We start from the raw sequence: 6,068 nt of genomic DNA, 5'->3' as shown, positions 1-6,068 counted from the left end.
GCGCGCCCGCAACAGGCTGCGCCTGCTGCTTCGGCGCCGGATGCTACGCCGGGCGGTTCGTATACCGTGCAGCGCGGCGACAGCCTCTACGACATCGCGTCGACGGCCTCGCAAGGCCAGGACGCTGTGTCGCTCGACCAGATGCTGCTGGCGATGTACCGCAACAACCCCAATGCCTTCATTGGCGGCAATATCAACCGCCTGCGTACCGGTTCCGTGCTGAAGGTGCCGTCGCAGGCTGATGCGCAGAAGGTCTCGCCGCGTGAAGCGCGCCGCGAGGTGGTCGCGCAGACCTCTGGCTTTGCTGGCTATCGCAATCGCCTAGCAACCGCCGCTGAAGCCAATGCCGCCACCGATACCGATTCGGCTCGCCAGCAAAGCGGCAGCGTGTCGGCCCGTGTGCAGGATCAAGCAACGCCGGCGGCCAGCGGTCGTGACGAGCTGCGCCTGTCGAAGGCCGATCGCACCGGCAAAGCCAACGCTGCTGCGCGTGACGAAGAACTCGTTGCCAAGGAGCGTGCGCTCAAGGATATGGAATCGCGCGTTGCCCAGTTGGAGAAGAACCTCTCCGACATGCAACGTCTGGTGGAACTGAAAAACGCCGAGTTGGCAAAGGCCGCCAGTGCAGCCAAGCCTGCTGCGGGCGCGGCGCCGGCAACGGCGGCACCTGCTGTGGCGGCTGCCAACGCACCTGCTCCGGCGGCTGCAGCGGCATCGTCCACGTCGGCACCGGCTCAACAGGCCGCCCAAGCAGTCGCTACCGCTCCGGCGGAAACTGCACCTGCAGCACCTGCTGCTTCGGCAACTGCCGCAGCAGCGTCTGCACCGGTGGCTACGGCCTCGGCGCCGCAGGCGGCGGCCAGCGCACCGGTTGCGGCAGCGTCGGCACCTGCTGCTGTGCCGAAGAAGGCACCGGTCGTCGTGGCTCCGCAGCCGCCGATCGCAGAGGAGTCGTTCTTCTCATCGCTGCTGGGCAACCCGATGGCGCTGGGCCTGGGTGGTGTCGTGGTCGCGCTGCTGGGTGGATTGGCGGTGTATCGTCGCCGTCAGCAGAAGCCTGAGCAGGCACATGGCTTCCAGGACAGCCTGTTGTCGCAGGAAAGCACTGTAATGGCGGGTGCGAACTCGCTGTTCGGCGCGGCCGGCGGTCAAAGTGTCGATACCTCGCAGCACAGCGTGTTCGGTGCGGATTTCCGTATTGGCGGCAGCAACGAGAGCAACGAAGTCGATCCGATTGCCGAAGCGGATGTCTATATCGCCTACGGTCGCGATGTGCAGGCCGAGGAAATTTTGCGCGAGGCGCTGGAACAACATCCGGACCGCCAAGCTATTCGTTTGAAGTTGATGGAAATTTACGCAAATCGTCAGGACGCACACGGCTTCCAGACCATTGCAGAAGAAATGCTGGCGCAAGTCGGCGCCGCCTCGCCGGAATGGGCCGAGGCCGCTGCGATGGGTCGCAAATTTGATCCCGCCAATCCGCTGTACCTGACGGTGCAAGGGGATGGACATCATCCTGGCGCCGAAGCGCCTGTCGAGCACAGCCATGCAGGTGCCGCTGCTGCCGGTGCGGCCGCTCTGGCAGGCGTCGGTGCAGTCGCTGCCGCCGAAGCCTTCAAGCCGACCGTGACAGGTGAAACCACCCGCCGCGGCGACGACTGGACTACGTTGTCCCCGGATCTGGACCCGTCTGCGCCGTCGACCAAGGCCCCGCAATTGGCCGATCTGGACCTGCCGCTGGAGTCGTTCCCGGCTCCGGCTGCTGGCGATCCGATCACCGCATCGGCTGACGCTGCCGAGGTGTTCAAGCCGCACGCTGAGCCGGAAGTCGATCTGCCGCAGTTCAACGCACACGCTGGTGAGGCTTACCAGCCGGTGTCTGCGCCGCCGATGCACATGGACCTGTCGGACCTGTCGCTGGATCTGAACCCGACGCCGCCGGCAACCGACGCGGCACCGGCTGCTCCGGCTGCCGTGGCTGAAGAAAGCCTGCCGGCCTGGGCTCAGCCGGCGGATCTGTCGCAGGCGCCGATGCACTTCGATGCCGACCCGCATCACGCGGAGCATGAACATGTTGCCAACGATGAGCCGCAATCGGCCATCCGCCTGGACACCAACCTGCCGCACACGCTGTCCGGCGAGCATGGTGCCGATGGCGTGCGCGATCTGCAGATCAAGTTCGACTTGGCCAAGGCCTATATCGAGATCGGCGACAAGGAAGGTGCTCGCGAACTGCTGCAGGAAGTGCTGGACCTGGGCGATCCGTCGTTCCACGCCGAGGCACAGGCCCTGATGCGTCAGATCGGCTGAGCGCCAGTCGATACAACGCAGTTAAGCTCAAGCTTCATCAGCGCCGGCAGGGTGGTATCCTGCCGGCGTTTTTCTTTCCGCAGAGGATTCACAAGGCATGACGCGCATCGCGCTCGGCATCCAGTACGACGGTGCCGCGTTTTCGGGGTGGCAATCGCAGCCACACGGCAATACCGTGCAAGACATGCTGGAGGCGGCATTGCGCCAGTTTGCCGGCGTGCCACTGCAGACGACCGTCGCAGGCCGCACCGACGCTGGCGTGCACGCACTGGGACAGGTTGTGCACCTCGACACCGACCTCGTACGCGATCCGTTCTCGTGGGTGCGTGGCACCAACGCCTTTCTGCCATCGACCGTGGCAGTGCGCTGGGCGCAGGAGATGTCGGAAGACTTCCACGCGCGCTTCTCTGCGCATCGCCGCACTTACTACTACGCGCTGACCTTCGGGCCCACGCGCGCGCCGCTGCTCGAAGGCAAAGCAGGCTACGTCATGCTGCCGCCCGGCAAGTCGCTTGACGTGGCAGCCATGCACGAGGCCGCCCAAGCGCTGGTCGGCGAGCACGATTTCTCTTCTTTCCGTGCAGCGGAATGCCAGGCGAAGTCGCCGGTGAAGTCGATGTATTCAATAGAGGTGCGAGGCGAGGGCGAGTGGGTGTTCGTGCGCATCCGCGGCAGCGCCTTCCTGCATCACATGGTGCGCAACATCATGGGCTGCCTTGTGGCGATCGGTCGCGGCCGTCAGCCGGCATCGTGGATTGCCGATGTGTTGGCCGCCCGTAGCCGTGTGGCCGCCGCGCCCACCTTCATGCCCGATGGTCTGTATCTGGCCGAGGTCGGCTATCCTGATGCCTTCTCGCTGCCGGCATCTCCGGCTTCCTCCAGTTTGTTTCGCGGCGTGTTCGATGAGCACGCCGGGCCGTGAACTCCGCTTCCTCCATGTCGCTTCATCGCACCCGCATCAAGCTGTGTGGCCTGACCCAGCCCGCCGACGTCGACCACGCCGTCGCGCTGGGTGCTGATGCCATCGGGCTGGTGTTCTATCCGCCCAGCCCGCGCTACGTCGCCACTGAACTTGCGGCTGCGTTGGCCCGCCGCGCAGGTCCCTTCGTCACGGTGACAGGGCTGTTCGTCAATGCGAGCGCAGACGACATCGCCCGTGTGCTCGACCAAGTGCCGCTCACGTTGCTCCAGTTTCACGGCGATGAGCCGCCGGAGCTGTGCGCCGAAATTGCCGGTAAGGTCGGGCTGCCCTGGTTGCGTGCCCTGCGTGTTCAGCCCGGGGCTGATTTGGTAGAATTTGCCGATCGGTTTGCCGCTGCCCAAGGCCTGCTGCTCGACGCATTTGTTGAGGGATATGGCGGTGGCGGCCACGTCTTCGACTGGACCCTGATTCCCCCGCAATGGCTCCCGCAATCGCCATCCTTGCCAACAAGCGCCGCTCCTCGGCTCGTTTTGAGTGGTGGGTTGAGCGCGCAAAACGTCGCTGGCGCGATTGAGCGCGTGCGGCCCTACGCTGTTGATGTCAGCAGCGGGATCGAGGCCGCACGGGGCGTGAAAGACCACGCCCGCATGACTGCATTCGTGCGTGCGGTCCGCGAGGCCGATGCCGCCCTGGGCGCATCGGTGCAAGCCTGAGCCAATCTGGCAGGTCCCTCGCGGTTCGCACCTTCCTGAATTTCTCCGCTGACTTGGACCCATGTGTCTTCGGCGGACGTCCCGAGAGATCGCCATGTATAACCTGCCTGACGCCCACGGCCATTTTGGCCCCTACGGCGGCACCTTCGTTGCTGAAACGCTGTCCCACGCGCTGGATGAACTGCGCGATGCCTATGCGCGCTACCAGCACGATCCCGAATTCATCAAGGAATACGAGTACGAGCTGAAGCATTTCGTCGGCCGTCCGTCGCCCATCTATCATGCAGCCCGCCTGACTGAGCACTGCGGCGGCGCGCAGATTTACCTCAAGCGCGAAGACCTGAACCACACCGGCGCGCACAAGGTGAACAACGTCATCGGCCAGGCATTGCTGGCGCGCCGCATGGGCAAGCCGCGCGTGATTGCCGAGACCGGCGCTGGCCAGCACGGCGTGGCGACGGCCACCATCGCGGCGCGTTACGGCATGGAATGCGTCGTCTACATGGGCAGCGAAGACGTGCGCCGCCAGGCCGCCAACGTCTACCGGATGAAGCTGCTGGGCGCGACCGTGGTGCCGGTGGAGTCGGGCTCGCGCACGCTCAAGGACGCGCTGAACGAAGCGATGCGCGACTGGGTGACCAACGTGGCCGACACCTTCTACATCATCGGCACGGTGGCGGGTCCGCACCCGTATCCGATGATGGTGCGCGACTTCCAGGCCGTGATCGGCGAAGAGTGCAAGGTGCAGATGCCCGAGATGATCGGCCGCCAGCCGGATGCCGTGATCGCTTGCGTGGGCGGTGGCTCAAACGCCATGGGCATCTTCTATCCGTACATCGACCATGCCGACGTGAAGCTGATTGGCGTGGAGGCTGCGGGTGAGGGCATCGAGACGGGGCGTCACGCGGCATCGCTTACGGGTGGTTCGCCGGGCGTGCTGCATGGCAACCGTACGTATCTGCTGCAGGACGACGACGGCCAGATCATCGAGACGCATTCGATTTCGGCGGGGCTGGACTATCCGGGCGTCGGCCCTGAGCACGCCTGGTTGAAGGATGCGCACCGCGCGGAATACGTCCCCATCACCGACAAGGAGGCGCTGCAAGCCTTCCACGATCTGTGCCGCATGGAGGGCATCATCCCCGCGCTGGAATCGAGCCACGCGCTGGCCTATGCGTGCAAGCTGGCGCCGACGCTGCCGAAGGACAAGATCCTGCTGGTGAACCTGTCGGGCCGCGGCGACAAGGACATGCACACCGTCGCCGAATTCTCCGGCATCACACTCTAACGGCACTGGCACCCGCATGACCGAGCGCGCCATCGACGGCATCTTCAACGAGGACTGCATCACCGGGGTCGGGCATCTGGCCGACGGCAGTGTGGACCTTGTCATCGCCGATCCGCCGTACGGGCTGGGCAAGGACTACGGCAACGACTCCGACAAGCTGTCGGGCGATGCGTACCTCGCCTGGTCCGAGCGCTGGATCGATGCGGTGGTTCCCAAGCTGGCGCGCAACGGCTCGCTCTACCTGTTCTGCACGTGGCAATACGCGCCGGAACTGTTCGTGATGCTCAAGCGGCGTCTGACGATGGTCAACGAGATCATCTGGGATCGCCGCGTGCCCAGCATGGGCGGCAGCACGCGCAAGTTCTCGTCGGTGCACGACAACATCGGCTTCTTTGCCGCTTCGCGCGATTACTACTTTGATGTCGACGCCGTACGCATTCCGTACGACGCAGAGACCAAGAAAGCGCGCAGCCGCAAGCGTTTCGAGGGTAAGAAGTGGCTGGAAGTCGGCTACAACCCGAAGGACGTGTGGAGCGTGTCGCGCCTGCACCGGCAGGATCCGGAGCGCGCCGAACATCCGACGCAAAAGCCGCTGGAACTGGTGGAGCGCATGATCCTGGCAAGTTGCCCGCCGGGCGGCCTGGTGCTGGACCCGTTCCTGGGTAGCGGCACCACGGCTGCTGCGAGCGCGCGCCTTGGCCGCCGGTTCGCCGGCTTCGAGATCAACGCCGACTATTGCCGTGTGGCGCGTGAGCGTGTGGCCGCTGTGCATGCCGCAGCCTCGAACGCCCAACCGACTGATTCTGAGGCGCCTGAGACCATCAAGGTCGCCTGA

General features: G+C 64.9%; 5 protein-coding genes. All 5 read left to right on the top strand.

Annotated features, from left to right (window positions below; translation table 11 throughout):
- On the top strand, nucleotides 1–2,310 hold a 2,310-nt coding region (locus C404_RS42600), incomplete at its 5' end, for a FimV/HubP family polar landmark protein (RefSeq protein ID WP_021194912.1).
- A gap of 97 nt (nucleotides 2,311–2,407) precedes the next feature.
- Entirely contained in the window at nucleotides 2,408–3,232 is an 825-nt protein-coding gene (gene truA / locus C404_RS42595; RefSeq protein ID WP_021194911.1) for a tRNA pseudouridine(38-40) synthase TruA, read from the top strand.
- Nucleotides 3,229–3,945: a phosphoribosylanthranilate isomerase gene (locus tag C404_RS42590; protein ID WP_268744658.1), complete on the top strand. Its 717-nt coding sequence runs from the start codon at nucleotides 3,229–3,231 to the stop codon at nucleotides 3,943–3,945. Before truA ends, C404_RS42590 begins: the two co-directional genes overlap by 4 nt.
- A gap of 94 nt (nucleotides 3,946–4,039) precedes the next feature.
- Nucleotides 4,040–5,233, top strand: coding sequence for a tryptophan synthase subunit beta (trpB, locus tag C404_RS42585; protein WP_021194909.1), 1,194 nt, complete (start codon nucleotides 4,040–4,042; stop codon nucleotides 5,231–5,233).
- Between the two features lie 16 nt (nucleotides 5,234–5,249).
- Nucleotides 5,250–6,068 (top strand): DNA-methyltransferase, encoded by an 819-nt coding sequence (locus C404_RS42580; RefSeq protein ID WP_021194908.1) that lies wholly within the window; start codon nucleotides 5,250–5,252, stop codon nucleotides 6,066–6,068.

The organism is Ralstonia sp. AU12-08, assembly GCF_000442475.1.
In the GTDB taxonomy this organism is placed as follows: domain Bacteria; phylum Pseudomonadota; class Gammaproteobacteria; order Burkholderiales; family Burkholderiaceae; genus Ralstonia; species Ralstonia insidiosa.
This window is presented reverse-complemented; position numbering and strand designations above follow the sequence as displayed.

What these genes read in the sequence shown, in the direction of transcription:
- truA (WP_021194911.1), top strand. Translation starts at nt 2,408, where the DNA reads ATGACGCGCATCGCGCTCGGCATCCAGTACGACGGTGCCGCGTTTTCG.
- trpB (WP_021194909.1), top strand. Translation starts at nt 4,040, where the DNA reads ATGTATAACCTGCCTGACGCCCACGGCCATTTTGGCCCCTACGGCGGC.
- C404_RS42580 (WP_021194908.1), top strand. Translation starts at nt 5,250, where the DNA reads ATGACCGAGCGCGCCATCGACGGCATCTTCAACGAGGACTGCATCACC.